Origin of the sequence: Brevibacterium aurantiacum, from assembly GCF_003932995.1 — a bacterium.
Lineage (GTDB): Bacteria > Actinomycetota > Actinomycetes > Actinomycetales > Brevibacteriaceae > Brevibacterium > Brevibacterium aurantiacum.
Map to the genome: position 1 here is coordinate 1,285,670 of NZ_CP025333.1, position 25,083 is coordinate 1,310,752.

The 25,083-nt window shown below is 62.7% G+C and carries 27 protein-coding genes; 13 read left to right on the forward strand and 14 right to left on the reverse strand.

What is annotated here, in order from left to right:
• Positions 1 to 11: 11 nt before the first annotated feature.
• Entirely contained in the window at positions 12 to 1,157 is a 1,146-nt protein-coding gene (locus CXR25_RS05975) for a MalY/PatB family protein (RefSeq protein ID WP_009884963.1), read from the reverse strand.
• 162 nt (positions 1,158 to 1,319) lie between these two features.
• Here CXR25_RS05975 and CXR25_RS05980 point away from each other — a divergent pair, with 162 nt between their 5' ends.
• The 7 genes from CXR25_RS05980 to rplQ all read left to right on the forward strand — a co-directional run bounded on the left by CXR25_RS05980 (position 1,320) and on the right by rplQ (position 5,943).
• Positions 1,320 to 2,543, forward strand: coding sequence for an MFS transporter (locus CXR25_RS05980; protein WP_069601307.1), 1,224 nt, complete (start codon positions 1,320 to 1,322; stop codon positions 2,541 to 2,543).
• 274 nt (positions 2,544 to 2,817) lie between these two features.
• Positions 2,818 to 3,039: a translation initiation factor IF-1 gene (gene infA, locus CXR25_RS05985; protein WP_009884961.1), complete on the forward strand. Its 222-nt coding sequence runs from the start codon at positions 2,818 to 2,820 to the stop codon at positions 3,037 to 3,039.
• Between the two features lie 61 nt (positions 3,040 to 3,100).
• Positions 3,101 to 3,214, forward strand: a complete 114-nt coding sequence (gene rpmJ / locus CXR25_RS05990) for a 50S ribosomal protein L36 (protein ID WP_009884960.1) — start codon at positions 3,101 to 3,103, stop codon at positions 3,212 to 3,214.
• A 189-nt stretch (positions 3,215 to 3,403) separates the two neighbouring features.
• Positions 3,404 to 3,772: a 30S ribosomal protein S13 gene (gene rpsM / locus CXR25_RS05995; protein WP_009884959.1), complete on the forward strand. Its 369-nt coding sequence runs from the start codon at positions 3,404 to 3,406 to the stop codon at positions 3,770 to 3,772.
• A gap of 51 nt (positions 3,773 to 3,823) precedes the next feature.
• Positions 3,824 to 4,228: a 30S ribosomal protein S11 gene (rpsK, locus tag CXR25_RS06000; protein WP_009884958.1), complete on the forward strand. Its 405-nt coding sequence runs from the start codon at positions 3,824 to 3,826 to the stop codon at positions 4,226 to 4,228.
• 150 nt (positions 4,229 to 4,378) lie between these two features.
• The gene (locus tag CXR25_RS06005; RefSeq protein WP_009884957.1) at positions 4,379 to 5,377 is read left to right on the forward strand and encodes a DNA-directed RNA polymerase subunit alpha; all 999 of its coding nucleotides are present in this window, start codon (positions 4,379 to 4,381) and stop codon (positions 5,375 to 5,377) included.
• Positions 5,378 to 5,400: 23 nt separating this feature from the next.
• Positions 5,401 to 5,943 (forward strand): 50S ribosomal protein L17, encoded by a 543-nt coding sequence (rplQ, locus tag CXR25_RS06010; protein WP_096158460.1) that lies wholly within the window; start codon positions 5,401 to 5,403, stop codon positions 5,941 to 5,943.
• 283 nt (positions 5,944 to 6,226) lie between these two features.
• Here the strand turns inward: rplQ and putP are convergent, their stop codons facing one another.
• From putP to purU, 7 genes are all read right to left on the reverse strand, one after another.
• A complete protein-coding gene (gene putP, locus CXR25_RS06015; RefSeq protein WP_069599780.1) occupies positions 6,227 to 7,747 on the reverse strand; it encodes a sodium/proline symporter PutP in 1,521 nt (506 codons plus the stop codon).
• A gap of 63 nt (positions 7,748 to 7,810) precedes the next feature.
• Complete coding sequence (locus tag CXR25_RS06020; protein WP_096178098.1) at positions 7,811 to 8,962, reverse strand: nitroreductase family protein; 1,152 nt, start codon at positions 8,960 to 8,962, stop codon at positions 7,811 to 7,813.
• Positions 8,959 to 9,102, reverse strand: a complete 144-nt coding sequence (locus CXR25_RS18625; RefSeq protein WP_164513948.1) for a hypothetical protein — start codon at positions 9,100 to 9,102, stop codon at positions 8,959 to 8,961. The genes CXR25_RS06020 and CXR25_RS18625 overlap by 4 nt, the downstream gene beginning before the upstream one ends.
• Positions 9,099 to 10,160, reverse strand: a complete 1,062-nt coding sequence (locus CXR25_RS06030; RefSeq protein ID WP_114384607.1) for a hypothetical protein — start codon at positions 10,158 to 10,160, stop codon at positions 9,099 to 9,101. The genes CXR25_RS18625 and CXR25_RS06030 overlap by 4 nt, the downstream gene beginning before the upstream one ends.
• Positions 10,161 to 10,173: 13 nt before the next feature.
• Complete coding sequence (locus tag CXR25_RS06035; protein WP_069599783.1) at positions 10,174 to 10,596, reverse strand: hypothetical protein; 423 nt, start codon at positions 10,594 to 10,596, stop codon at positions 10,174 to 10,176.
• A gap of 38 nt (positions 10,597 to 10,634) precedes the next feature.
• Positions 10,635 to 12,233 (reverse strand): phenylacetate--CoA ligase family protein, encoded by a 1,599-nt coding sequence (locus CXR25_RS06040; RefSeq protein WP_096168125.1) that lies wholly within the window; start codon positions 12,231 to 12,233, stop codon positions 10,635 to 10,637.
• Between the two features lie 120 nt (positions 12,234 to 12,353).
• On the reverse strand, positions 12,354 to 13,205 hold the full coding sequence (gene purU, locus CXR25_RS06045; RefSeq protein WP_096158464.1) for a formyltetrahydrofolate deformylase: 852 nt from the start codon (positions 13,203 to 13,205) through the stop codon (positions 12,354 to 12,356).
• Between the two features lie 168 nt (positions 13,206 to 13,373).
• Between purU and glyA the strand changes: the two genes are divergently transcribed.
• Both glyA and CXR25_RS06055 read left to right on the forward strand, forming a co-directional pair.
• Positions 13,374 to 14,648 carry a serine hydroxymethyltransferase gene (glyA, locus tag CXR25_RS06050; protein ID WP_069599786.1) on the forward strand — a complete coding sequence of 425 codons (1,275 nt, stop codon included), beginning with the start codon at positions 13,374 to 13,376 and terminating at the stop codon, positions 14,646 to 14,648.
• Positions 14,648 to 15,535: a bifunctional methylenetetrahydrofolate dehydrogenase/methenyltetrahydrofolate cyclohydrolase gene (locus tag CXR25_RS06055; protein WP_096158465.1), complete on the forward strand. Its 888-nt coding sequence runs from the start codon at positions 14,648 to 14,650 to the stop codon at positions 15,533 to 15,535. Before glyA ends, CXR25_RS06055 begins: the two co-directional genes overlap by 1 nt.
• 98 nt (positions 15,536 to 15,633) lie before the next feature.
• Here CXR25_RS06055 and CXR25_RS06060 read toward each other — a convergent pair whose 3' ends face one another.
• Positions 15,634 to 16,122 (reverse strand): GNAT family N-acetyltransferase, encoded by a 489-nt coding sequence (locus CXR25_RS06060; RefSeq protein ID WP_096158466.1) that lies wholly within the window; start codon positions 16,120 to 16,122, stop codon positions 15,634 to 15,636.
• An 84-nt stretch (positions 16,123 to 16,206) separates the two neighbouring features.
• Here CXR25_RS06060 and CXR25_RS06065 point away from each other — a divergent pair, with 84 nt between their 5' ends.
• The 3 genes from CXR25_RS06065 (at position 16,207) to CXR25_RS06075 (ending at position 19,339) form a co-directional block, all read left to right on the forward strand.
• Positions 16,207 to 17,019 carry an exodeoxyribonuclease III gene (locus tag CXR25_RS06065; protein WP_050773437.1) on the forward strand — a complete coding sequence of 271 codons (813 nt, stop codon included), beginning with the start codon at positions 16,207 to 16,209 and terminating at the stop codon, positions 17,017 to 17,019.
• A gap of 172 nt (positions 17,020 to 17,191) precedes the next feature.
• Complete coding sequence (trpS, locus tag CXR25_RS06070; RefSeq protein ID WP_069599789.1) at positions 17,192 to 18,190, forward strand: tryptophan--tRNA ligase; 999 nt, start codon at positions 17,192 to 17,194, stop codon at positions 18,188 to 18,190.
• Between the two features lie 99 nt (positions 18,191 to 18,289).
• On the forward strand, positions 18,290 to 19,339 hold the full coding sequence (locus CXR25_RS06075) for an App1 family protein (protein WP_069599790.1): 1,050 nt from the start codon (positions 18,290 to 18,292) through the stop codon (positions 19,337 to 19,339).
• Between the two features lie 14 nt (positions 19,340 to 19,353).
• Here CXR25_RS06075 and CXR25_RS06080 read toward each other — a convergent pair whose 3' ends face one another.
• From CXR25_RS06080 to CXR25_RS06100, 5 genes are all read right to left on the reverse strand, one after another.
• Positions 19,354 to 20,343 (reverse strand): NAD(P)H-dependent flavin oxidoreductase, encoded by a 990-nt coding sequence (locus CXR25_RS06080; RefSeq protein WP_069599791.1) that lies wholly within the window; start codon positions 20,341 to 20,343, stop codon positions 19,354 to 19,356.
• A gap of 168 nt (positions 20,344 to 20,511) precedes the next feature.
• Complete coding sequence (locus tag CXR25_RS06085) at positions 20,512 to 21,288, reverse strand: enoyl-CoA hydratase (protein ID WP_009884937.1); 777 nt, start codon at positions 21,286 to 21,288, stop codon at positions 20,512 to 20,514.
• Positions 21,285 to 22,343: an enoyl-CoA hydratase/isomerase family protein gene (locus CXR25_RS06090; RefSeq protein WP_009884936.1), complete on the reverse strand. Its 1,059-nt coding sequence runs from the start codon at positions 22,341 to 22,343 to the stop codon at positions 21,285 to 21,287. Before CXR25_RS06090 ends, CXR25_RS06085 begins: the two co-directional genes overlap by 4 nt.
• A 1-nt stretch (position 22,344) precedes the next feature.
• Positions 22,345 to 23,511: an acyl-CoA dehydrogenase family protein gene (locus CXR25_RS06095; protein WP_009884935.1), complete on the reverse strand. Its 1,167-nt coding sequence runs from the start codon at positions 23,509 to 23,511 to the stop codon at positions 22,345 to 22,347.
• A gap of 147 nt (positions 23,512 to 23,658) precedes the next feature.
• Positions 23,659 to 24,174, reverse strand: coding sequence for a MarR family winged helix-turn-helix transcriptional regulator (locus CXR25_RS06100; protein WP_009884934.1), 516 nt, complete (start codon positions 24,172 to 24,174; stop codon positions 23,659 to 23,661).
• Positions 24,175 to 24,226: 52 nt separating this feature from the next.
• Between CXR25_RS06100 and CXR25_RS06105 the strand changes: the two genes are divergently transcribed.
• The gene (locus CXR25_RS06105; protein ID WP_009884933.1) at positions 24,227 to 24,901 is read left to right on the forward strand and encodes an SOS response-associated peptidase; all 675 of its coding nucleotides are present in this window, start codon (positions 24,227 to 24,229) and stop codon (positions 24,899 to 24,901) included.
• Positions 24,902 to 25,083: the final 182 nt, after the last annotated feature.

A 25,083-nucleotide genomic window follows, 5' to 3' on the forward strand; every position in this document is an offset into this window, starting at 1 on the left:
GCGACCTCAGCTCAGAGCGCAGAGGCGATGCGTTCGATCGCTCCGGTCAGGAGCGGGCGGGGGAGGGCGAAGTTGAAGCGGATATGGCCCTCTCCGACCTCGCCGCACAGTCGGCCTTCCGTGATGGCGACGTGGGCACGTTCGTTGAAGTGCTGAGACAGACCGGTCTCGAGACCGTATCCGCGCAGATCCAACCAGGCCAGGTACGTCCCCTCAGGCGGGAGGAATGTGGCATTGGGCAGATGAGCGGAGACCAGATCGGTCAGCAGTTCGCGATTGCCTTTGAGATAGGCAGTGATCTCATCAAGCCAGTCTCCGGACTGGGTGTAGGCGGCCGTGGTGGCGAGAATGCCTGGATTCGATGCAGCGCCGGAGACGAAGTTTCCCTTCTCGGCCCAGATCTCTCTGTCCTTCTCACTGCTGAGGATGAGCTGCGCGCATTTGAGTCCGGGGATGTTGAATGCCTTGGAGGCGGCGGTCGCGGTGGCGGTATGCCCCGCGGTGGTCTCATTCAGGCTCGCATAGGAGATGTGACGGGCCGGCGCATAGACGAGGGGTGCGTGGATCTCATCGGAGAACACACGCGCACCATTGCGCTCGACCACCTCGGCGAGGGCCAAGAGCTCAGCTTCTGTGTAGACCTTGCCGATCGGGTTGTGGGGATTGCACAGCACCAGAGTGGCACCCGGCACCAGGGCCGAGTCGAGGGCGTCGAGGTCGACGGACCAGCCGGTCTCGGAGCGGATCATCGGCACCTCGAAGAGCTCGCGCCCGGTGACCTTGGCGACGTCGAAGAAGGGCATGTAGGCAGGGGTCGGAAGGACGATCGGGGTGTCTGCCGGGGTCAGGTGTGTGAGGATGCCCAGGAAGCTGGCGATGACGTCGCTGGCCAGTTCGACGTGATCGGTCGGGAACTGCCAGCCGTAGCGTTCGGCACAGAACGCCGAGGTGGCCGACTTGAGGTCGGAGACGATCGACTGCGGTGCATAGCCGTAGAGGTCACGCTCATCGACTTCGCGCAGTGCCTGACGCACACCCGGTGCGACTCCGAAGTCCATTTCGGCGATGAATGCGCCGAGGCTGCCCGGAAAGCTCGACCACTTCCGGCCGCCCTTGGCGATGAGTGATTCTTCTGTGATCGAATCCAGGTTCTGCACGTGATGCTCCTTCGATGGCCGGTGTGCGACTGTCGGTTTTCACGCTAGCAGGGCAGGCAGCCGTTGTGGCGCCCGTTCCGACATGCACGGTCACGGACTACAGTGGAACCGGCGGCACGAGCCGCTGCCACGATGACAGCCCATGAAGATGTGGAGGCCGGGATGCCAGCACAATCGCACTCTGTCTTCCGGCGCAACCAGTGGGCGCTGAGTCTGGCACAGCTCTTCTCCGGCATCGGCATCGCCACGGGGTTCGCCGTCGGTGGGATCCTCGCCGAGCGTCTGACCGGTCGGACCGAACTCGCCGGATTCGCGCAGACTGCGTCCATCCTCGGCGCGGGGCTCCTCGCGGTTCCCCTGGCGAAGCTGGCCGAGCGCAGAAGCCGCAGACTGGCACTGGCCAGCGCCTACGCGATCGCCCTCTGCGGTGCCATTCTCATCGTGTCGGCCATCCTCCTTGGCATCGACATCGCCTTCTTCATCGGCATGGGCTGCTTCGGCGCAGCGACGGCCGCGGGACTGCAGGGACGCTATGCGGCCACCGATGCCGCTCCCGACCACCTCAAGGGCTCCGCCATGTCCGTCGTCATCTGGGCCACGACCATCGGCTCCGTGATCGGACCCAACCTCTCCGGCCCTGGTGCCGGCATCGGGCGAGCCCTGGGGCTCGATCCTCTGGCCGGGCCCTTCGTCATCGCCATCGCCGGCTTCGGCCTCGCTCTACTCAGTGTGCTGTTCCTGCGCCGGCTCACCCCCGCCACCCGGGACAGTTCCTCGACCTCCCCGCGCCGAGGCGGCACCTGGCAGGCCATCCGACGATCCCCGAGTGCACTGATGGGACTGCTGAGCGTCGTCACCGGGCACATGATCATGGTCGCGACCATGGTGATGACGCCGCTGCACATGGACCATCATGGGCTCGGCCTCGAACTGATCGGCATCACAATCGGCGGTCATATCCTCGGCATGTACGGGCTTTCGCCCGTCTTCGGCTACCTCACCGACAAGTACTCCGCCGGACGAGTCATCCTCGGTGGGCATGCGCTGTTCGCGCTGTCGCTGGTCCTCGGGCTCATCGATGCGCTGGGGGAGTCCTCGTTCCTGCGGCTGTCGGTGGCCCTCTTCGTTCTGGGACTCGGATGGAGCGCGTGCCTCATCGCCGGATCCACCCTGCTGACGAAGGAGATCGACCCCACCCATCGCATGTCGGTCCAAGGACTCTCCGATGCGGGAATGAATTTCGGGGCTGCCGCGCTGGCGGCTCTGTCGGGGCCACTGCTGGCAATCGGCGGGTTCGCCGCGATCACCCTGATGGGCTTCGTCGTGCTTGCCGTAGCCGTCATTGCGAGCATCCGGGCGGGGTACGGCACCGCGCATACGACGTGAGCTCGGGCCAGCCTCGGCGATGGTGGCGGTGATTGTAGGGGAGTTCGCGCGGGGAATCCAGCACCGTGTGGAAGAATATCCGACGATAGTGTAGGGTTGTTGATTGGTCTGTTCTCACTCAACTCACCCTTTTTCAGTTGTGGGCGGCATCTGCCATCCGCAACTTTTCATGTGGTGGGGTGAAACGCAGACCATGGGGTCGTCGGGGTAAATCGACGATACACGATTACGTCGAACGCGAAGTTTTCGCGGGAATACGAGGTTAGCGAACGATATGGCCAAAAAAGAAGGGGTCATTGAGATCGAAGGCTCTGTTGTCGAAGCCCTCCCGAACGCATCGTTCCGGGTCGAGCTGAGCAACGGACACAGGGTGCTTGCGCATATCTCAGGGAAGATGCGACAGCACTACATTCGAATCCTGCCCGAGGACCGGGTCATCGTGGAGCTGTCTCCATACGACCTCTCGCGTGGACGAATCGTTTACCGCTACAAGTAAGGATCTTCGATCATTCGTACCCGCCCCTGCGCAGGGGTAAGGGTCGGAAGAAGGAAAAACCATGAAGGTTAAGCCAAGCGTCAAGAAGATCTGTGAGAATTGCCAGATTACCCGCCGTCACGGCCGGGTCATCGTCATCTGCTCCAACCCGCGTCACAAACAGCGCCAGGGTTGAGCAGCTCTTCGAGCAGATAGAGGCACCCGCAAGGGGCTTCAGCAGCACCACACCCGCGCAGACCTCGCCAGCACCACCGCCTTCTGAGGCAGTGACAGGGCGACACCTTCGGTCGGGGGCCGAGGACCTTGGGAAACCAGGGACAGGTCTGCATCAGCACCTCCGGAACTACAACAGGAGATAGTACCTATGGCACGACTTGCCGGAGTCGACATCCCGCGTGAAAAGCGCGTGGAGGTCGCCTTGACTTACATCTATGGTGTGGGCCGCACCCGTGCGAGCCAGACCCTGACAGAAACGGGAATCAGCCCTGATACCCGTGTGAAGGACTTGAGCGATGCCGAGCTCGTCCAGCTGCGTGACTATATCGAGGGCACATTCCAGGTTGAGGGTGACCTCCGCCGTGAGGTTGCTGCCGACATTCGCCGCAAGGTGGAGATCGGAAGCTACGAAGGCCTGCGTCACCGCCGCGGTCTCCCGGTTCGCGGACAGCGGACCAAGACGAATGCGCGTACCCGTAAGGGACCGAAGCGCACCGTGGCCGGTAAGAAGAAGTAACATGCTCACCCGGTTGACCAGCATCAACCACCTCGATCAGGAGTAAAACACATGCCTCCCAAGTCACGCGCCGCTACAGTGCGCAAGCCTCGCCGTAAGCTCAAGAAGAATATCGTTGCCGGCCAGGCACACATCAAATCAACGTTCAACAACACCATCGTGTCGATCACTGATCCGACCGGTGCTGTCATCTCCTGGGCCTCCTCAGGTGAGGTCGGCTTCAAGGGTTCGCGCAAGTCGACCCCTTACGCCGCGCAGATGGCCGCGGAGTCCGCTGCCCGTCGCGCACAGGAGCACGGCCTCAAGAAGGTCGACGTCTTCGTCAAGGGACCAGGCTCGGGACGCGAAACCGCGATCCGTTCGCTGCAGGCCGCCGGTCTGGAACTGGGCACCATTCAGGATGTCACTCCGGTTCCCTTCAACGGCTGCCGTCCCACCAAGCGCCGCCGCGGCTGATCCTTCCGTGGATCTGTGATTGATGTCGGGCTCAGCCCGGCATCGATCACAGAACGGATTCCAAGATAAACCGAACCGTTCTTCATGGCTTCAGGCCATGACGTGCAGTGCGAACGTCATATAGCGGATGTTCGCTGAAAGGAAGCCCACGTGCTCATTGCACAGCGCCCAACGCTCACGGAAGAAGTCGTCTCCGAGAATCGCTCACGGTTCGCCATCGAACCACTTGAGCCAGGATTCGGCTACACCCTCGGCAACTCACTTCGTCGTACCCTGCTGTCGTCGATTCCAGGTGCCGCCGTCACATCCATCCGGATTGACGGAGTGCTCCACGAATTCAGCACCGTTCCAGGAGTCAAGGAGGATGTCACTGAGTTCATCCTCAACTTGAAGTCCCTGGTCGTGTCCTCGGAATTCGACGAACCTGTCGTTGCCTACCTGCGCAAGCAGGGCCCAGGCACCGTGACTGCCGCCGATGTCTCTGCTCCTGCCGGAGTCGAGATCCATAACCCGGATCTGCATATCGCCACGTTGAATGGTGAAGGCCGTCTGGACATGGAACTGACCATCGAACGTGGACGCGGTTACGTTTCGAGCGCTCAGAACAAGAACGCGGACGCAGAGATCGGTCGGGTCCCCGTTGACTCGATCTACTCGCCGGTTCTCAAGGTCACCTACAAGGTCGAGGCTACTCGTGTTGAGCAGCGCACCGACTTTGACCGCCTGGTGCTCGACATTGAGACCAAGCCGTCGATGACCCCGCGCGATGCCATCGCATCTGCGGGCAAGACACTGGTCGAGCTCTTCGGCCTGGCTCGGGAACTCAACGTCGAAGCCGAAGGCATCGAGATCGGCCCATCGCCGGTTGACGCAGCCCTGGCTGCTGATCTGGCTCTGGCCATCGAAGATCTCGACCTGACCGTGCGCTCCTACAACTGCCTCAAGCGCGAAGGCATCCACACGGTCGGCGAACTCGTTGCTCGCAGCGAAGCCGATCTGATGGATATCCGCAACTTTGGTTCGAAGTCGATCGACGAAGTGAAGGCCAAGCTCAACGAGCTGGGCCTGAGCCTCAAGGACAGTCCCGCCGGGTTCGAAGCCGGTCTCGTTGATGAGGACCAGTCCTACGTCGAAGACGAACAGTACTGATTAAGACCTAGGAGTAAGACACTATGCCAACCCCAACCAAGGGTCCTCGTCTCGGAGGTTCCCCAACACACGAGCGCATGATGCTCAACAACATGGCTGCGGCCCTGTTCGAGCACAAGAAGATCACCACGACCGTGACCAAGGCCAAGCGCCTGCGTCCGGTTGCGGAGCGCATGATCACCGCTGCGAAGAAGGGCGACCTCGCTGCCCGTCGTCGCGTGCTCGGCAAGATCGGCGACAAATCGATCGTGCACGAGCTCTTCACCTCGATCGCCGAAACCATGGCCGAGCGTCCCGGTGGATACACACGTATCACCAAGATCGGCCCTCGCGCCGGTGACAACGCGCCCATGGCCGTCATCGAACTCGTTCTCGAGCCCTACTCGCCTAAGCAGGCAACTGTGAAGGAAGCCGAGCAGGCCACCGAGACCGCCGCTGCGAAGAACGAACCCGCAGAGGTCGTCGAAGAGGCTCCTGCAGAGACCACCGAGGAAGCAGCCGATTCGGCCGCAACCGACGAGGTCGCTGAAGAGGCAACCGAGGAAAGCACCGAAGAGACCAAGTAAGGCTCCTTCGTCGCAACATCTCAGGCGGGCACCCGATGGGTGCCCGCCTGAAGTGTATTCACAGGGGAGTGGTTGCGTAGCGGGGGAGCTATCGCCCTCCGTAGGAATGAGCGCGTAACACCTACCGGCAGCAGCATGTCGCACCCGGAGTGGGGCAGGAACCACTTAGCGGCTATTCCTCCCGTTGCTGGTGGAGGAATAGCCGCTGAGTGTAGGGCGTAGTGATGGCGACGGGGCAAGTGCGCCCGATGAGCAGGTACTCGTCAGGCGAACTGCCGCATCGTCACTTCACGCGGGAAAGCTCGACAGACTCGTCGAATTCCCGGTCGGTGTCCGCATTGGGCTTGTACGTGAACTTGCTGACCACGATCGCCACAACGAGGTTGACGGCGAAGCCGGGGATGATCTCGTAGATCTGCTCGGTCAACGGGGTACCCAACTGTCCCCAGATGAACGCGACTGCCGCACCCGAGATGAGTCCGAAGAGTGCGCCCCAGTTGCTGAGCTTCTTCCAGAACAGGGTCAGCAGGACAACCGGTCCGAACGACGCCCCGAATCCGGCCCACGCGAAGGCCACCAGGTCGAGGATGCTGTTCGACGGCGAGATCGCCAGGAGCACCGCGATGAACGCGACGACGAGAATGCCGAGACGTCCGAGCAGGACATAGGTCTTGTCCTGCAGCGTGCGCTTCGAACCCGTGCGCAGGGCCACGATCTTGTAGAGATCCTCGATGAGCGCCGAGGAGGTGACGACGAGCTGTGAGGAGATCGTCGACATGATCGCTGCCAGCACCGCGGCCAACACGAGTCCCGCGATGAACGGGTGGAACAGGATCTGCGCGAGGTCCAGGAACACTGTCTCCGGGTCGGTCGGCTTCATGTCGGCATGATCGGAGAAGTAGGAGATTCCAACGATCGCAGTGGCAATGGCGCCGAGGGCCGAGATTCCCATCCAGCCCACACCGATGCGGCGAGCGACCTTGGCATCTGCCGGTGTCCGCAGGGCCATGAACCGGACGATGATGTGCGGCTGACCGAAGTAGCCGAGACCCCAGGCCAGAGCTGAGATCACAGCGAGGTAGGTGCCTCCGGCCCAGAACGGTCCGCTGCCGAAGAGACTGAGCAGGCTGGGATCGATGTCCTTGACGTTGGACATCACGGTTGAGGGACCGCCTGCGTTGAAGACGGCAACGATCGGCACAGCGATCAGGGCGGCGAACATCAGCAGCCCCTGGGCCACGTCGGTGAGCGTGGCACCGAGGAACCCGCCGAACAGGGTGTAGACCATGGTGATGGCCGCGACGATGAGCATCCCGGCCATATAGTTCAGACCGAAGCTCGACTCAAAGAACTTGCCTGCCGCAACCATCCCGGAGGACACGTAGAAGGTGAAGAACACCAGGATGATGATGCCGCAGACGATGCGCAGCAGACGTGTGTTGTCCTTGAGTCGCTGCTCGAAGAAGCTGGGGATGGTGATCGAATCACCGGCCTTCTCGGTGAAGGCACGCAGACGTGGGGCCACGAACTTCCAGTTCACCCAGGCCCCGATGGTCAGACCTACAGCGATCCAGGCTTCGACCAGTCCAGAGAGGTAGATCGCTCCCGGCAGACCCATGAGCAGCCAGCCCGACATGTCAGATGCTCCGGCGCTGAGTGCCGCGACGCTGGGGCGCAGTCCGCGGCCTGCCAGCATGTAGTCGTCGAGGCTGTTCTTGGTCTTGCGGTACGCGAACCAGCCGATGGCCAGCATTCCTGCGAAGTACAGGACGATTGCAATTGTGCGTAAAGTGGTTTCCGTCATTCTTAAGTTGTCTCCTTTTGTAAACCGGGGCGACTCTACAACAGTTTCAGTACTCGACGTGAATCAACTGTGTATTGGCTCCACAGGGCGACGGGAGGAGCGGGGTACCGCTGTTGTCGAGCGTCCGACGGAGAACGCGGCCACTGGCACCGCATGCAGACCATGGTCGTTGAGGAGATAGTCGGAGACAGCGGATCGTGTCTGTGGGCAGTCCTTGATCTCCGAGTGCACGTCAACGCGCAGGTCATGCTGGTCGAGCAGAAGCCACGTTCGCAGCAGGTTTCGCCCCAGCTCGATATCCTGTCTCGCCAGAGAGTCGCCACCTGCGGAAGAGGCGGTGGCGTCCTTGACGAGCACGAGGTGATGCAGCGGCGCGGACCCGTCGGTGGACGCCTGTGCCGGCGACCCTCGGTCTCTCGATGTTCTCCGCACCACCGTGGCCCGCAGGCTGTCCACGAATTCCACGGGTGCCAAGGCCGCCGAGGTGAGCCCACCTATCCACGGCCGCAGGGTGGCCGTGTTGAGTCGGGCGGCGACCGCGGCCAGAGGTCTTGGGATCTGCAGGCAGTCCGCGCTCAACCCGTCTTCGGCGTAGGAGGTCGCTCGGCGGTCGAACCGCAGCCACTCGAGGGTTTCGGTGAAGATGTCAGCATGGGAGTACGAATATCGGGTCGCACGTGCCAGGCTCGTCTCCCACAGGTGATGGGGCACTTCGACGAGTGCCGTGCCCTCCACCGATGCCATGCCCGAGGCAGCCAGCGCCCTTTCGGCGGCAGCGAATACTGTGGCGAAGGGCTCCTCGGCTCGGCGCAGCGGCCCCCGATCGACCTGACGGTGCTGCAGGTCGGCGGAGGTGAAGTTCGGCCAGAGGTCAGAGGCACCCGGCTGGTCGGGGAGGGCTGTGAGGAGCAGACGGATTTCGAGTGCGGGTCCGCGGCCTCGCACCGATCCGATGATGACGTCGATGCCCACTTCGGCGGCGGCGATGGTGAAGGACTCCACCCAACATCCCATGGCCAGATGCAGGTCCTGGGAATTCGGGTCGCCGACCGGAAGGGTGCGGGCCGGATCCACGGCCACGTGCACCTCGGCGGGGGATGCTGGTGTCGTCGCAGGAGCGAAATGAGGAATCCAGGGCTGAGTGTTGTGCGCCGAGGGGGAGCGAGCCGCGTGTGCGAAGAGCTCAGCGATGAGAGTCGCGGTGATCGGCATCATCGTCCGTGCTCCTCGAGCGGGACGGGAGTGCTGGCAGCGGTGAGATGCCGGTCGAGGAAGGTGAGTTCGTGCAGGACCCTGCCGCCTGACCTCTCGAAGACCGCGGCCGAGGCGGGATTGTCCTCGGCGATGAACGTCACCCGCAGCCGCCGGTAGCCTCCGGCGGCAAGGCCGGCGTTGAGATCACGGATGACCAGAGAGAGGATGCCCTGGCCCTGGAAGCGGGGATCGGTGCCCTGAATGATGAGCACAGCATCGCGCAGGCGTCGACGGTTGATGACGAGTTCGAGGATTGCGCGCGGTCCGAGCCGACCGCCGTGCCTGCGCAGGATCGGCACGGGGTCGGGATGACGAGAGTGAAACACCGGGAAGGTGCAGCCTCGGGCTCGTCGCTGCCGACGATGTCGAGGACGAGAGCGGGATCCATGAGCGCAGGCAACCCTGCCATCTGGGACTGCAGCTGGGCGCGCGAGATCTGGGTGTAGTACGGCAGCTGTGCGAATGCGGCATTGAGCGTCGGCAGCAGTCTGCGGGCGAAGGCACGTAGACCGGTGCGGGAGACCCTGCGCCTGCGTAGGCCGTGCTGAGCCCATTCGGACTCGGAGACGGCGGTGGCCCGCGCGGCAGGGATCGAGCCGACCTCGACCTCCCAGGTGTGGGCTCGGCCCCAGTCGGCGAATCCCGCGCTGTGGAACGAAGGCGCGAAGAAAGCGGGGTTCCAGGCGGAGTCGAAGAAGCCTGGATGCTCGGTGCCGGACAGCAGCAGACCGCCGGTGACATTGGGCAGGGGGGAGACGGGACCGAAGAGCCGTTCGGCCGCGAGCTCCCTGGCCCGTGTGGTGAGGAAGGCGATGAGGTGGTCAAGTGCAGCCTCGTCGGCGGCCTCGATCGCGCCGAAGAAGAGCGTTGTCGGAGCGTGCCCGGCAGCCGAGGGTTCAGGATCCGATACTGCGATCTTCTGGGCCAATTCCGGCGAGCGATGGCAGATGGTGCGAGCGACGGCCCGACCGGCTGTGTCGAGGATGAGCCACAGTTCGACGGGTTCACTGAACCATCCTCGGTGGGCGAACCACTCTTTGATGTCTGAGGTGAAGAGGGGCACGTAGTGCTCCGAGTCGCCTCGCTGCGCGGCCAACTGCGGTGCCAGCTCAATGAAGTCGGCCAGATCCTGACGAGTCCTGACCCGTTTCGCCTTCATTCGGTGTCGACCTTCATTCGGAGCTGAGCTTGGTGAATTGGTCGATCATGCCCAGCCGGGAGTCCTCGGCCCGGAACTCTCCATTCGTGTAGCCCCACTCCTCGGCGTTGAGGATGCGGATGAATCCGCCCTTCGCCGGGGACGAGCCTGCGCCGCCGACAAGCCATTTCATGATCTCGACGTGTTCAGGGGTGCGGGCATACTTCATGAGGTCATCCCGAGTCGCGAAGGCGACGATGAGGCCGATGCGGTCGGGGAATTCGTAATAGCTGCGGTGCCACATGTACCCGGGCGCCCGTTTGAGTCCCTTCGCCAGTTTGGGCCAACGCCGCAGCTGACCCACCATCACCAGGGGATTGCGATACCTGTTTGCGCCGAGGAAAACCACCTCGGCGCGGGCCTGGGGTGGGGCCTTGGAGAAATCATTCGATCTCATGGGTTCCATTCCTTCGCTGGATGATGGGTGCTGACGTTTCAGGTCCTCTGGACGTACACGTTCTTGATCTTGGCGACATCGGCCGTGAACGGACCGGTGGCGAAATCGTGGATCTCGATGTGGATCTCCGCGGTCGTCGGATCTTCCTTCATGCTCTGTGCGAAGTCTCGGGACACCGAGGCTAGGTGGCCCAGGACTCCGGCTTGGTTGGTCTCGGCCATCTCGGCGCGCTCAGGTGCCGACAGCTCCTGGCTGTCCTCGCGCAACTGGATGTGCAGAGTCGGGCGCTGTTCATGGTTGTGCGTCTCACGCAGTTCGATCCGGAAGGACTCGATGAGATGAGCCTGCGGGTTGTCGCGGTAGAGCCCGTTCTCGATGTCGAGCGGGTAGATGTTGGCACCCATATACGAGATGGTGGAATCGGCGCGGCCGAAGAGGAGCACGAACGGCAGCTTCATGCCGTTGTCGGCGAACGCCGTGGAGCATTCGGCGGCCAGCTGCGGATGCCTGCGGGTGAGTTCGACCATGCGGGGGAAGTCGATGAGGGTCGCCTCGTCGCCGATGTTGTAGCGCAGCCGTGGGCTCATCACCGCAGCGGAGTTGATCGTCGCGACGAGTTCCCCGGATTCGTTCGTCTCCAGATAGGTCTCGAGAGGGTTGTACTGGAAGACCATCGGCACTCGGGATTCGGAAGGTCCGAGCACCTCGGCGCGGAAGTCGAGGTCGTGGGCCAGGGCCCGGCGGATGACGACGGAGAGATCGGACTCGCCGGCCATGCCGATCGTGAGGTCGCTGGCTCCGTATCCGGAGTAGACCCGATGGAAGCGTGACTGCACGTAGTCGCGCAGGCCCTCGGTCATGGCCTCACCCCCGACGAAGCCGTTGAGCCGGAACTCGTCCCAGACTCCGGGTTCGGAGTCCATCCGATCGACGAGGTGTTTGAGGAACGGGGGATAGGCGCTGATGAGGTAGGTGTGGCCCGGTCCGAAATGGGCCATCGTGTCGAGGATCTTCTCGAGGTCGGGGCCGGTGTTCTTCACCATGGCGACCTTGGCCATCGCCAGGCCCGTATTCGTTCCCGTGGCCCATGCGCCCATGGAGAAGGCGTTGATGCAGAAGAGGTCCTTGTCTTTGAAGAGCATCGTCACGTAGCCGGCGACGTTCTTGTGGACGGTGTCGAGTTCCTTCTTCGACCGCATCCAGTTGAAGGGTGTGCCGGAGGAGCCGGACGATTCGTCGACGACCGTGCCGGCTCGTTGGATCCGTCCGTCCCAGCAGCGGTGCTCCTCACTGTACCGGCGCACGAAATCATCCTTGGACGTCGGCGTATAGGCATCGAGGTCCCACCATCTGAAGGTGAAGCCGGTTCGTGCGAGATAGTCCTGATAGGCCGGAACATCGAGTGAGGCCTGTTGGCAGATCATCCACGCATTGAGCTTCGCAAAGGGTTCGAGGCCCGGATGGTAGTGCTTGGCCGTGAACCTCCAGATCGCCGGGTGGAGTCGGTAGGCTCCGTAGGCTGCTGTGAGTCCGACGTTGGCCAGGCGCAGGACGGCCTGGCGGGCTAGATTCACCGGACCGCGGGGGATCGGCAGGCGTTGGAGATCGGCGGCAACTCTGGTCTGGGGCTGGCTCATAATGTGACCGTAGCCCAGGTCACCGATCCCCGGGCGGCAAATTTCGAATTTGTGTCAGAATCGCATCATCAACCCGCCGAGGTGGCCGGACCTGCCGGTGGTCCCGCCGAGGGGGTCGGATCAGTTGAAGACGACCGTGCGGTGGCCGTCCATGAGGACCCGACCCTCGGCATGCCAGGCCACGGCCCGGGCAAGCACGGCGGCTTCGACGTCCTGACCACGTTGAACGAAGTCGGCGATATTGCGGTTGTGATCGACGCGGGCCACGTCCTGTTCGATGATCGGGCCCTCGTCGAGATCGGGGGTGACGTAGTGGGCGGTGGCGCCGATGATCTTGACCCCGCGGGCATGCGCCTGGTGATAGGGCTTGGCCCCCTTGAAGCTGGGCAGGAACGAATGGTGGATGTTGATGACCCGCCCCTCCAACCGAGCACACAGATCGGGGGAGAGGATCTGCATGTACCGGGCGAGGACGATGAGCTCGACGTCGAGGCTCTCGACGAGGTGACTCAGCCTCGCCTCGGCGGCCTCCTTCGTGTCCCGGGTGATCGGAATGTGGTGGAAGTCGTGGCCGTGGAACTCGGCGAGTGAGCGCAGCGAATCATGATTGCCGGCCACTCCGACGATGTCGATGGGCAGCTGCCCTGAGCTCTGCTGGAACAGCAGGGTGTTGAGGCAGTGGGCGGCCTTGGACACGAGGACGAGGGTCCGCGTCTTCTTCTCCACCGGTTGGAGACTGAGCGTCATGTCGAAACGGTGGGCCGCCTCGGCGAGGGCAGACTCCACAGTTCCCGCCTCGGCATCCGCGCTCGTGACGAACTGGACTCGGAGGAAGAACTGCAGAGAATCGGGGGAGGAGAACTGCTGGGACTCGGTGATGTTGGCCCCGAGTGAGGCCAGAACCCCGGTCACGGCGTGGACGATTCCGGTTGCGTCCGGGCAGGTGACTCGCAGGATCCATTCTCGACTCATGCGCTCGATTCTAATCGCCTGCCCCACGCTGCCCCGCAACCGGCCCATCATCCGGATGACGAACGGCCCATCGGTGTGATCTGGTTCGCTGTTAGCATTGATTTCGGGTACTCGCGGAGCCGATCGCGGCGTCCCACTCATCACTTTGGATGCCACAGGAGTGTACACATGACTGATAACACGATGCAGGCCTCGCTTGCAGACATCGATCCCCAGATTGCGGAAGTCCTCGACCAGGAGCTGGGTCGCCAGCGTTCGACTCTGGAGATGATCGCCTCGGAGAACTTCGTGCCGCGCGCCGTGCTGCAGGCACAGGGCTCCGTGCTGACGAACAAGTACGCCGAGGGCTACCCGGGCAAGCGCTATTACGGTGGCTGCGAGTACGTCGATGTCGCTGAGACCCTGGCCATCGACCGGGCCAAGAGCCTCTTCGGTGCCGAATACGCCAACGTGCAGTCGCACTCGGGTGCCTCCGCCAACGCTGCCGTGATGCACGCGCTCGCCCGCCAGGGTGACAAGATGCTCGGTCTCTCCTTGGCTCACGGTGGTCACCTGACACACGGCATGAAGATCAACTTCTCGGGCCGCCTCTACGACGTCGCCTCCTACGAAGTCGATCCCGACACTTACCGCATCGACATGGACAAGGTGCGCGAGCGGGCGCTCGAACACCGTCCAGAGGTCATCGTCGCAGGTTGGTCCGCCTACCCGCGTCAGCTCGACTTCCAGGCCTTCCGCGACATCGCCGACGAGGTCGGAGCGAAGCTCTGGGTCGACATGGCCCACTTCGCCGGTCTCGTCGCCGCCGGCCTGCATCCGAACCCTGTGCCCTTCGCCGACGTCGTGTCCTCGACGGTGCACAAGACCATCGGCGGCCCTCGCTCGGGCTTCATCCTCGGCAAGGAGGAGTACGCGAAGAAGCTGAACTCCGCAGTCTTCCCGGGGCAGCAGGGTGGACCTCTGATGCACGTGATCGCCGCGAAGGCAGTGGCGTTCAAGTTGGCCGCCTCTGAAGAGTTCAAGGCTCGTCAGGAACGGACCGTGCGCGGTGCTCAGATCCTGGCCGAGCGTCTCCTGGCCGACGACGTCGCCAACGCCGGAGCCACGGTCCTCACCGGAGGCACCGACGTTCACCTGGTCCTCGTCGACCTGCGCAACTCAGCCTTGGACGGACAGCAGGCGGAGGATCTGCTGCATGAGGTCGGAATCACGGTCAACCGCAATGCCGTTCCGTTCGACCCCCGTCCGCCCATGGTGACCTCCGGTCTGCGCATCGGCACCCCTGCTCTGGCCACCCGTGGGTTCGGCGATGCCGAATTCACCGAGGTCGCCGACGTCATCGCCGAAGCACTCAAACCCGGTGCGAACGTCGAGGCCCTCAGCGCTCGGGTCAAGAAGCTCAGCGACAACTTCCCCCTCTACGAAGATCTGGAGCAGTACTGATGACAGCACAGATCCTTGATGGCAAGGCCTGTGCGAAGGAGATCAAGGACGAGCTGCGGACTGCCGTCGCGAACCTGGCCGAGCGGGGCATCGTCCCCGGCTTGGCCACGGTCCTCGTCGGCGAGGATCCCGGTTCGAAGTGGTACGTGGCCGGTAAGCACCGTGACTGCGCCGAGGTGGGCATCCATTCCATCCGTCGTGATCTGCCGGAGTCGGTGAGCCAGGACGAGCTCCTGTCGGTCATCGACGAGCTCAACGCCGATGACGAATGCACCGGATACATCGTGCAGCTGCCGCTGCCGTCACACATTGACACGGACACCGTGCTCGAACGCATAGACCCGGCCAAGGATGCGGACGGACTGCATCCGACCAACCTCGGTCGGCTCATGCTCAACGTCAACCGGGAGATCACTACGCCGCTTCCGTGCACCCCTCGCGGGGTCATCGAACTCATGCAGCGCAACGGCATCGAACTGGCGGGCAAACATGTGGTCGTCGTCGGCCGCGGCGTCACCGTCGGCCGGTCGATCGGGGCACTGCTGACTCGCCGTGAGTACAACGCCACGGTGACGCTGACGCACACGGGGACGAGGAATCTGCCCGAGCTGCTGGCTCAGGCCGATATCATCGTCGCCGCCGCAGGATCGGCTCGGATCGTGACCGCCGACGCGGTCAAGGACGGTGCCGTCGTCCTCGACGTCGGAGTCTCACGCGAAGAGGACCCGGAGACCGGGAAGTCGAAGATCGTGGGAGACGTGGACCCTGCCGTCGCCGAGGTGGCGGCCTGGGTGTCCCCGAATCCCGGAGGAGTCGGGCCCATGACTCGGGCACTGCTTCTCCAGAACGTCGTCGACGTGGCCGAACGCGCTGCGGCGGCCGCCTGAGCCGAACGACAGTCAGAGACTGACGGCCTCCCACATCTGTGTGTGGGAGGCCGTCAGTCTTTGTTGTGCTGGTCAGACCAGTGTGTGCGCTCTTCGGCTCACTCCTCGAGGAGTTTGAGTTCGAAGAACACACGCGGATTTCCGGCGCCCGCGTAGTCTTCGATGAGTTCACCGCTGAACCCGAGCGAAGAGTGGAATGAGATCGCTGCCGAGGAATCCGGCATGGTTGTCGCCTGCACCGATGAGACACCGAGCTTGCGCGCGTGCTCGATGAAGTACTGGTACAGGTGCCGACCGATGCCCTGATGGCGGAAATCTGTCCGAGCCGCAACCAGATGGATGTACGCAGGGCCGTCATGGGGGATGACGCCGAGCAGATAGCCGACGATCTCCGAACGATACCTGGCAACCAACCCGGAGGTCACGAACTGATGGAACCAATAGGCATCGTGGTCGCCGCTGAGGTCCCTGTCTCCCCAAAAGTTCTTCTGCGCACCGAGCAGGAACTCTCGCATCTCACGGGCGTCTACTTCGTCGAGCGGGCTGATGCTCAGCTGCTCAGAATCGAAAGTCTCGTCTACGGCCATTGCGCCTCCTGAAATATGCTTCTTTCCATCACTGTATAACGCCCAGGCCCGGATGAGTAGTGCGCTCATGCCATGATAGGACACATGATTCGGATTGCATCAGTCAACGTCAACGGAGTACGAGCGGCATGGAGAAAGGGGATGCCCACCTGGGTCGATACTGCGAAACCTGACTTCATCACGCTGCAGGAAGTCCGGGCAGCCAACGACATCGCCCTCAAGGTGCTCGAGGACACCGGGTACACCACGATCAGCCATGACGCCGAGGCGAAGGGACGTGCCGGAGTCGCCGTCATGGCTCGGAACGAGCCCGTCGAGGTCCGTGAAGGACTCGGGACGGACGGGTACTTCGATCGGGCCGGTCGATGGCTGGAGACGGACTACCGCCTCGGCGACGGATCGCTGCTGACTCTCGTCTCGGCCTATGTCCATTCCGGTGAGGTCGACACTCCCAAACAGGAGGACAAGTACCGCTTCCTCGACCGGATGACGCTGCGCCTGCCTGAACTGGCGAAACAGGCCGATCACGTGCTCATCACCGGTGACCTCAACGTCTGCCACACCGAACGGGACCTGAAGAACTGGAAGGCCAACCGCAAGAAGGCCGGGTTCCTGCCCGAGGAGCGCGCCTACTTCGACGGTTTCTTCGGCGACGTGGGCTACGTCGACGTGCACCGCGACCTCAGCGGAGATGTCGACGGCCCCTACACCTGGTGGTCCATGCGCGGGCAGGCCTTTGACAACAATGCCGGGTGGCGCATCGACTACCAGATGGCGACACCGGCACTCGCGAAGGCGGCAGTCAAAGCAACGGTGGACAAGGCCGACAGCTGGGCCGAACGCTGGTCCGATCATGCGCCGCTGGTCATCGACTACGATCTGCCGGCTCCGAAGTAGTCTTCGCAGGCCGGCCGGCTAGGTGTGTGAGGAGCAGAGAAGCTCTTCCTCACCGTCGGCTCGGCCGGAGTAATCCGAGATCGTCGTCGTTGTGTGCTCGCGACTGCCGCCATCGGCGTCTCGCACGGGGGTGGTCTGCGAAGATGCGGGTGTGAAGTGGCATCATGGTTCTATGATGACTTCTTCTCAGCCACGCACCGTTTCCGGTATTCAGGCCACCTCGGACTCACTTCATCTGGGTAACTACATCGGAGCTCTGCAGCAGTTCGTGGCGCATCAGGAGTCACACGATGCCTTCTACTTCATCGCGAACATGCACGCGATCACCGTGGAGCAGGATCCCACGGATCTGCGCGAACGGACCCTGCGCACGGCGGCGCAGTTCATTGCGGCCGGCATCGATCCGGAGAAGTCGACGATCTTCGTCCAGTCTCAGGTCCCCGCACACCCGCAGCTGTCATGGGTCCTCGAATGCACCACGTCCATGGGCGAGGCCAGTCGGATGACGCAGTTCAAGGACAAGTCGGCCAAGCAGGACCACGTGTCCCTGGGCCTGCTCACCTATCCCGCACTGATGGCCGCCGACATCCTCCTCTACAACCCGCAGATGGTGCCCGTGGGTGAGGACCAGCGCCAGCACCTCGAACTCACGAGGAACTTGGCCGAACGCTTCAACTACCGGTTCGGTGAGACCTTCGTCGTCCCCGAGGCACAGATCCTCAAAGCCACCGCGAAGATCTACGACCTGCAGAACCCTTCGGCCAAGATGTCGAAGTCCCTGCCCAGCCCACTGGGGCGCATCGACCTCCTTGATGAGGCGAAGTCCCTGACGAAGAAGATCAAGTCTGCTGTCACCGACGACGGCAAGGAGATCGCCTACGACCCGGAGGCCAAGCCCGGAGTCTCGAACCTGCTCACGATCTACTCCTCCCTGACCTCCCGGTCGGTCGACGACATTGTGGCAGAGTACGAAGGGAAGATGTACGGCCACCTCAAGGTCGACCTGGCCGAGGTCGCCGTCGAGACGCTCGCACCGATACGTGAGCGCACCAATGAGCTCCTGCAGGACCGGGCTCAGCTCCAGACGATCCTCGACGCCGGTGCTGAGAAGGCCAATGAGATCGCCGAGGTGACCCTGCGAGACGTCTATGACAAGGTCGGCTTCATCTGAGGCAGTCCCGGTCCGATCCGACCGCGTTCCCGCCAGCCCCCATTCCAGCCCGACCCGAGCAGACCTGACCCGACGTGCGACGAGTGTGAAGGAAGAACCGTGGCGAAGAAGAAACCCGAAGAAGGACCGCTGAACCTCAGTCCGGACATGCTGCACACCGCGGCCCGGCTGGAAGACCGCTTCAACGGCTGGCTGCAGAACCGCGCCACCGACCACACCTATCAGCGCACGGTCATCGCCTATGACACCTACGGCGGAACCGGGTGGGTGAGAGTGCTCGGCCGATTGGTGCTGACGCCGACCGGCCAACCGGCGGCGGACGTGGAGGCGAGCATTCGCGGCTGGAGGTCCTTCGTCAGTGTGCCCCTGCCCAATGACACGGCCTGGGTGCGCGTCAACGACGAAGAGCATATGGTCACCGCCGACCGCGGCGGCATCATCGACACAGTGATACCCGGAGACTTCGACCCGGGAGAGACCGAAATCGAACTGTGGACCGACGGGTCTCTCGTCGATTCCGCCAACGTGCGGATCATCGGTGAGGACTCGACGTTCGGCATCATCTCCGACATCGACGACACCGTCATGGTCACCTCATTGCCACGGCCGTTCCTGGCTGCCTGGAACACCTTCGTCCTCAGCGAACATGCCAGATCGCCGGTGGCAGGAATGGCGGTCCTCTACGACCGAATCACCTATATGCGCCCCAACACTCCGATGGTCTACCTCTCAACGGGTGCATGGAATTCGGCGCTGACGATCAAACGGTTCCTGTCTCGCAATCTCTACCCGATGGGGCCGCTGCTGCTGACCGACTGGGGGCCGACGACGACTCGGGCCTTCCGCTCGGGCAAGGAGCACAAACGCAACTCTCTGGAGCGGCTCTCGCGTGAGTTCCCGTGGATGAAATGGCTGCTCATCGGCGACGACGGGCAGAAGGACGAAGAGGTCTACGGGGAATTCGTGGACAATCACCCCGACAACGTCGCCGCCGTCGCCATCCGCCAGCTCACCGTCGGCGAAGCAGTCTGGGCCGGTGGCCGCTCGAAGCGCCACGGCCGCGGTCAGGGAGTGCCGTGGATCTATGCCCCGGACGGCGCAGGTCTGTCATCGCGCCTGACCGAACGGGGCATCATCTCCACGATCTGAGAGTTCAGGACAACTCAGCCGACACGGACAGCCGTGTTCAGACGAGCGTCGAGCTCCTTCTTCGCGGCCTCGAACTGCGTGGCAAGACTATCGACGAGTTCCGCTGTGGAGCTCTTCTCTCTGAGCACGCCGATGCCCTGTCCTGAGCCCCAGATGTCCTTCCACGCCTTGGAGTCCGAGCCGTCCTTCGTGCCGAAGTCCATCTTCGTCGGATCGGCCTCGGGCAGGTTGTCGGGGTCAAGTCCTGAGGCGGTGATCGATCCGCGCAGGTAGTTGCCCTTGACTCCCGTGAAGTAGTTGGAATACACGACGTCTTCGGCTGCGGAGTCGACGATCATCTGCTTGTAGTCGTCGACGACGTTGGCCTCGGTCGTGGACAGGAAGGCCGAGCCCACATAGGCGCAGTCTGCCCCGGCGGCCAGGGCTGCGAGGACCGAGCGGCCGTGGGCGATGGCACCCGAGAGCAGCAGCGGACCGTCGAACCAGGTCCTGATCTCCTGGACCAAGGCGAAGGGGGAGAGCGCTCCGGCATGTCCGCCGGCACCGGAGGCCACGGCGATGACTCCGTCGGCGCCCTTCTCCACGGCCTTGTGCGCGAACTTGTTGTTGATGACGTCGTGGAGGACGATGCCGCCGTAGGAGTGGACGGCCTCGTTGACCTCTTCACGCGCACCCAGGGAAGTGACCACGATGGGCACCTGGTGGCGAACCACCTCGGCGAGGTCTTCTTCCAAACGGTTGTTCGAGCGGTGAACGATGAGGTTCACGGCGAACGGTGCCGCCGGACGATCGGGGTTCGCTGCGGTGAACGCGGCGTTGGACTCCGTGATCTCGTCGAGCCAGTCGGTGAGCATCGCAGCCGGGCGGGCGTTGAGGGTGGGGAAGGAGCCGATGATGCCGGCCTGGCACTGGGCCTTGACCAGTTCGGGCCCCGATGCGATGAACATGGGGGAGCCGAAGACCGGCAGCCGCAGCTGGGGGAGAAGATTGGCGAAAGAATTCATTGTGCCTCCTTTGGGTGGATGAACGTTTCTACTCTAACTGAACGATTGTTAAAAGTGGTCTCCGGAACAGAGACGACGATGGCGCAGACGAGTTCGACTCGTCTGCGCCATCGTTCATCTACTGCTTTCCAGTGCCTGCGGCGAGTTGCCGGGGTCAGACACTGAGGATCAGGAATCCGTGAAGTTCGCGTCCCGCTTCTCGACGAATGCGGCCATTCCCTCGGACTGGTCGTTCGTGGCCAGGCTCGAGTGGAAGAGGCGACGTTCGTACTTCAGTCCCTGCTCGAGGGTCGTTTCGAAAGCGGTGTTGACCGCTTCCTTGACCATCGCCGAGGCGATGCGGGACTTGGACGCGATCGTCTGCGCGATCTCGTTGGCCGTTGACAGCAGTTCCTCGGGCTCGACGATGCGTGCGACTAGACCCGAACGTTCGGCCTCCTCGGCATCCATCATGCGCCCGGTCAGGCACATATCCATGGACTTGGCCTTGCCGATGGCCCGAGTCAGTCGCTGGGAGCCGCCCATGCCCGGGAGGACGCCGAGGTTGATCTCCGGCTGGCCGAACTTCGCCTTCGTCGAGGCGATGAGGATGTCACCCATCATCGCCAGCTCGCAGCCGCCGCCGAGGGCGAAGCCGTTGACAGCGGTGATGACCGGTTTGCGGACGTCGGTGAGGCGTGTCCAACCGGCGAACCAGTCGGCCTTGTATGCAGTGGCGAAGTCGAGGTCTGACATCTCCTTGATGTCGGCGCCGGCGGCGAAGGCCTTGCCGCTGCCGGTGATGATGATCGCCTTGACCTCGTCATCGGTGTCGAAGCCGGCGGCCGCATCGGTGATGTCGGTGAGCACCTGCATGTTCAGCGCGTTGAGAGCCTTCGGACGGTTGATCGTGATGGTGGCAACGCCCTGGTCGACGGCCGTGAGGATCGTTTCGTAGTCGCTCATGCGAACACCTTCTCTTCGTGGTCGGTGGTGAGGATGTCGTTGACTGTTTCGTCGCTGACCTCGGCGAACGAGGCCGGAGACCAATGTGGGTTGCGGTCCTTGTCGATGACCTGCGCGCGGATTCCCTCTTTGAGGTCCGGCAGTCGGGTCAGGGCGACGGCGGCGCGGTAGTCCTGTTCGAGGACATCGGCCAGGGTCATGTTTGCGGCCTTGCGGACTGCGGCCAGGGTGACCTTCACCGAGGTGGGAGCCTTGGTTTCGATCAGTTTTCCGGTGGCATTGGCATCGGGGTTCTCATGCGCGGCCAAGGCAGCGACGATGTCTTCGGCGCGATCTGCGGCGTAGCACTCGTTGATCCAGCCTGCAGCCTCGGCAAGTTCGTTCTCTGGAGCCTCGGAGGCGTGGCGGGCGATGGTCTCTTCGACATCACCGCCGGCTTCGAGCTCGGCGATGAGTCCTGGGACATCGGCATCGAGGACGTAGTAGTCGGCCAGGCCCATGGCCAGCGCTGCTCCGGCGCCGACAGGCTGTCCGGTCAGCGCCAGGTGGGTGCCCAGTTCGCCCGGGGCGTTGGCCAGCAGGTGGGTGCCGCCGACGTCGGGGAACAAGCCGATTCCGGTTTCCGGCATCCCGATCTTCGTGGAGTCGGTGACGATGCGGTGTGAACCGTGGCCCGAGATTCCCACGCCGCCGCCCATCGTGATGCCGTTCATGATCACCACATAGGGTTTGGGGAATTCGGAGATCGCATGGTTCATCTTGTATTCGCGATTCCAGAATCGGGCGTTCTCATCGGTTCCGGCCACAATGTCGTTGTAGACGGCTTTGATGTCGCCTCCGGCACACAGTCCGCGTTCGCCGCGACCAGTGACCAGAACGGTGTTGATCGAGTCGTCGTCATGCCAGCTCTTGAGGGCGTCATCGATGGCGCCCACCATCTCTTGGCTCAGTGCGTTGATCAGCTTCGGTCTGTTGAGCTCGATCCGGCCCACTCCGTTGGTGATCGAGGTGATCACCGAAGATTCCGTCGGCGGTGCCGAGGTCTCTGTTGTCATATCAGCCCACTCCTGTGCTCTTGCGCGAAATGATCACGCGCATGATTTCGTTGGTGCCTTCCAGAATCTGGTGGACGCGCAGGTCACGCACCAGCTTCTCAATTCCATACTCTGTCAGATAGCCGTAGCCGCCGTGCAACTGGAGTGCCCTATTGGCGACATCGAAGCCCGAATCTGTGGCTGTCAGCTTGGCCATTGCCGAGAGCAGCGAGGTGTTCGGGTCGCCTGAGTCGTAGGCGCTGGCGGCCCGCCACAGGAGGGAGCGGGCGGCTTCGAGTTTGGTCTGCATCTCTGCGACTTCGAATCGCAGGGCCTGGAATGCGGAGAGTTCGGTGCCGAAGGCCTGTCGTTCGCCCATGTAGTCGATGGCCTTCTCCAGCGCGGACTGCCCACCGCCGAGTGAGCATGCCCCGATGTTGAGTCGGCCTCCGTCGAGTCCGGACATGGCGATCTTGAATCCCTGACCGGGTTCGCCGAGGAGGTTCTCCTTCGGTACGCGCACATTTTCCATGATGACCTGTCGGGTCGGTTGCGCACGCCATCCCATCTTCTGTTCGTTGGGGCCGAAGGAGAGACCTTCCATGCCCTTTTCGAGGATGAATGCGGAGATTCCGCGCGATCCGTCCTGACCGGAGCGTGCCATCACCAGGTAGGTCTCGGAGGTGCCGGCACCGGAGATGAACTGCTTGACCCCGTTGAGGACATAGGAATCGCCGTCCTCTCTCGCCGAGGTGCGCAGGGCGGCGGCATCGGAACCGGCGTTGGGTTCGGTGAGGCAGTAGCTGCCGAGGTGGTCCATCGAGACCAGGGGAGACAGGTACTTCTCCTTCTGTGCGGCATCACCGTACTTGTCGATCATCCACGCCACCATGTTGTGGATGGAGATGTATGCGGCGACCGAGGGGCAGGCGGTCGACATCGCTTCGAAGATGAGGGCGGCGTCCATGCGCCCCATACCGGTTCCGCCGGCCTCTTCGCTGACGTAGATTCCGCCCATTCCCAGATCTGCCGAGCGTTTGATGACGTCGACGGGGAAGTGGTGTTCGGCGTCCCACTCCAGAGCGTGCGGAGCGATCTCGGAATCGGCGAATTCGCGCACCATACCGGAGATCGTCTGTTGTTCTTCGGTGAGACCGAACGGCAGGGCAGCTGCTGTGCTGCGGGACATTGTTCCTCCACGGATAGGGCTATTCACGACCGAGGCTGATCGCTGACGTGATGATGTTCACCACGATACGGAGAAATTACTTGGACGTCCAACTAAATCTCGGCAGTCAGCTCCCTGGGGGACTGGAGCAGGAGGAAGGGAGGAGGCTCAGGCGTGGTCTTCGAGCTCGGACCGCAGCGATTCGAGATGGGGGATGAGCTCGCTCAGATCGGCCCGGGCCAGTGCCGGTGAGCTGAAGACCTCGTCGTTGAGTGCGGCAGTTGCGCGGGAGGAGAGTTCGCGGCCGATCTCGGTCAGCTCGACGAGTGTGGTGCGACGATCGTCGGGGTGGCTGCGTCGATTCACGAGTCCGGCCTTCTCCAGCCGGTCGACCGAATTCGTCGTCGAGGTGGCATGGACCTGGAGGCGGGCCGAGATCTTCGACATCGGCAGGGTCCCTGATTTCGTGAAGGAGAGAAGAGTGAGGACCTCATAGCGTGAGAAGGTCAGTGCGAATGGTTTGAGTGCGGCATCGACCTTGGCCAAGAACAGCTGATGGACCCTCATCACCGAGATCACGGTGGTCATGCCATCGGTGGAGTCGTCCCAACCGTGGGCAAGCCACTGTTTCCTGGATTCATCGATCGGGTCGAGTCTGCTCGGTGCTGTCTTTTCGGCCGCCATTGTCGACAGTGTAGTGAAGTGAGAAGATAAGCGCATGTGTGGTCGACTCAATATGTCTCTCGATCCGGCAGATCTCGCCGATGAGCTTCGCCTTGACGTGATCTCCTATGACTACACGCCCAGATATAACGTGCCACCAGGCTCCTTCGTGCCGATCGTCGTCGAACGGCTCGATGACAGCGGACAGCTGACCCGTCGACTGGAGACCGCTTCATGGGGGCTGGTCCCCGGGTGGGCGAAGGACACCAAGATCGGGTTCAAGGCCTTCAACGCGAGATCGGAGACGGTTCTCGAGAAGCCGATGTTCAGACAGTCCATCAAGAGACGACGCTGCGCACTTCCGATCCCCGGCTACTACGAGTGGGAGACCACCGAAGCCGGTAAGCAGCCATGGATGATGTCGGCAGCAGGGGCCGACCCTCTGTTCATGGCGGGCCTCTTCGAATTCTGGAAGCAGCCGGACCATTCCTGGTTGGTGTCGACGACGATACTGACCATGGAGGCGGCAGGACATCTGCAGGACGTCCACCATCGGATGCCGGTGTTCCTCGAACGCGGCGCCGTTGATGGGTGGATCGACCCAGCAGTGCCGAGCGCCGATGTTCCTCCGTTGTTGGAATCGACCCTGGAGCAGGTGGACCCGGCGAGCGTGACTCGTCATAAAGTGGGCAAATCCGTGGGGAATGTTCGCAACGACGGTCCGGAGCTCACTGCGCCCGTTGCCTGACTACTCATTCAGGCCTGCTCACTCAAGAGTGAACAGACTGACCTGCCTCCGAATCGGTCTTCCTCAGCGGTGCCGGACGGGACCGAATAAGCCCGTTTTGCGAAGCAGTCGGGAAGTGTGTAGTGTGTACCGAGTTGCCAGCCCGCAAGGAACGGCAACAGTCGCTCTGATCAGGTTTGATT

Excerpts from the sequence above, each read along its gene's own strand:
- CXR25_RS06020 (WP_096178098.1), bottom strand. The coding sequence starts at position 8,962 with ATGATGCCGATCACCGCGACTCTCATCGCTGAGCTCTTCGCACACGCG.
- CXR25_RS06055 (WP_096158465.1), top strand. The coding sequence starts at position 14,648 with ATGACAGCACAGATCCTTGATGGCAAGGCCTGTGCGAAGGAGATCAAG.
- CXR25_RS06105 (WP_009884933.1), top strand. The coding sequence starts at position 24,227 with ATGTCTCTCGATCCGGCAGATCTCGCCGATGAGCTTCGCCTTGACGTG.
- putP (WP_069599780.1), bottom strand. The coding sequence starts at position 7,747 with ATGACGGAAACCACTTTACGCACAATTGCAATCGTCCTGTACTTCGCA.
- purU (WP_096158464.1), bottom strand. The coding sequence starts at position 13,205 with ATGAGTCGAGAATGGATCCTGCGAGTCACCTGCCCGGACGCAACCGGA.
- rpmJ (WP_009884960.1), top strand. The coding sequence starts at position 3,101 with ATGAAGGTTAAGCCAAGCGTCAAGAAGATCTGTGAGAATTGCCAGATT.
- glyA (WP_069599786.1), top strand. The coding sequence starts at position 13,374 with ATGACTGATAACACGATGCAGGCCTCGCTTGCAGACATCGATCCCCAG.
- CXR25_RS06035 (WP_069599783.1), bottom strand. The coding sequence starts at position 10,596 with ATGAGATCGAATGATTTCTCCAAGGCCCCACCCCAGGCCCGCGCCGAG.
- CXR25_RS06060 (WP_096158466.1), bottom strand. The coding sequence starts at position 16,122 with ATGGCCGTAGACGAGACTTTCGATTCTGAGCAGCTGAGCATCAGCCCG.
- CXR25_RS06040 (WP_096168125.1), bottom strand. The coding sequence starts at position 12,233 with ATGAGCCAGCCCCAGACCAGAGTTGCCGCCGATCTCCAACGCCTGCCG.
- CXR25_RS06065 (WP_050773437.1), top strand. The coding sequence starts at position 16,207 with ATGATTCGGATTGCATCAGTCAACGTCAACGGAGTACGAGCGGCATGG.
- rpsM (WP_009884959.1), top strand. The coding sequence starts at position 3,404 with ATGGCACGACTTGCCGGAGTCGACATCCCGCGTGAAAAGCGCGTGGAG.
- CXR25_RS05980 (WP_069601307.1), top strand. The coding sequence starts at position 1,320 with ATGCCAGCACAATCGCACTCTGTCTTCCGGCGCAACCAGTGGGCGCTG.
- rplQ (WP_096158460.1), top strand. The coding sequence starts at position 5,401 with ATGCCAACCCCAACCAAGGGTCCTCGTCTCGGAGGTTCCCCAACACAC.
- trpS (WP_069599789.1), top strand. The coding sequence starts at position 17,192 with ATGATGACTTCTTCTCAGCCACGCACCGTTTCCGGTATTCAGGCCACC.
- CXR25_RS06095 (WP_009884935.1), bottom strand. The coding sequence starts at position 23,511 with ATGTCCCGCAGCACAGCAGCTGCCCTGCCGTTCGGTCTCACCGAAGAA.
- CXR25_RS06030 (WP_114384607.1), bottom strand. The coding sequence starts at position 10,160 with ATGAAGGCGAAACGGGTCAGGACTCGTCAGGATCTGGCCGACTTCATT.
- infA (WP_009884961.1), top strand. The coding sequence starts at position 2,818 with ATGGCCAAAAAAGAAGGGGTCATTGAGATCGAAGGCTCTGTTGTCGAA.
- CXR25_RS06080 (WP_069599791.1), bottom strand. The coding sequence starts at position 20,343 with ATGAATTCTTTCGCCAATCTTCTCCCCCAGCTGCGGCTGCCGGTCTTC.
- rpsK (WP_009884958.1), top strand. The coding sequence starts at position 3,824 with ATGCCTCCCAAGTCACGCGCCGCTACAGTGCGCAAGCCTCGCCGTAAG.
- CXR25_RS06085 (WP_009884937.1), bottom strand. The coding sequence starts at position 21,288 with ATGAGCGACTACGAAACGATCCTCACGGCCGTCGACCAGGGCGTTGCC.
- CXR25_RS06100 (WP_009884934.1), bottom strand. The coding sequence starts at position 24,174 with ATGGCGGCCGAAAAGACAGCACCGAGCAGACTCGACCCGATCGATGAA.
- CXR25_RS06090 (WP_009884936.1), bottom strand. The coding sequence starts at position 22,343 with ATGACAACAGAGACCTCGGCACCGCCGACGGAATCTTCGGTGATCACC.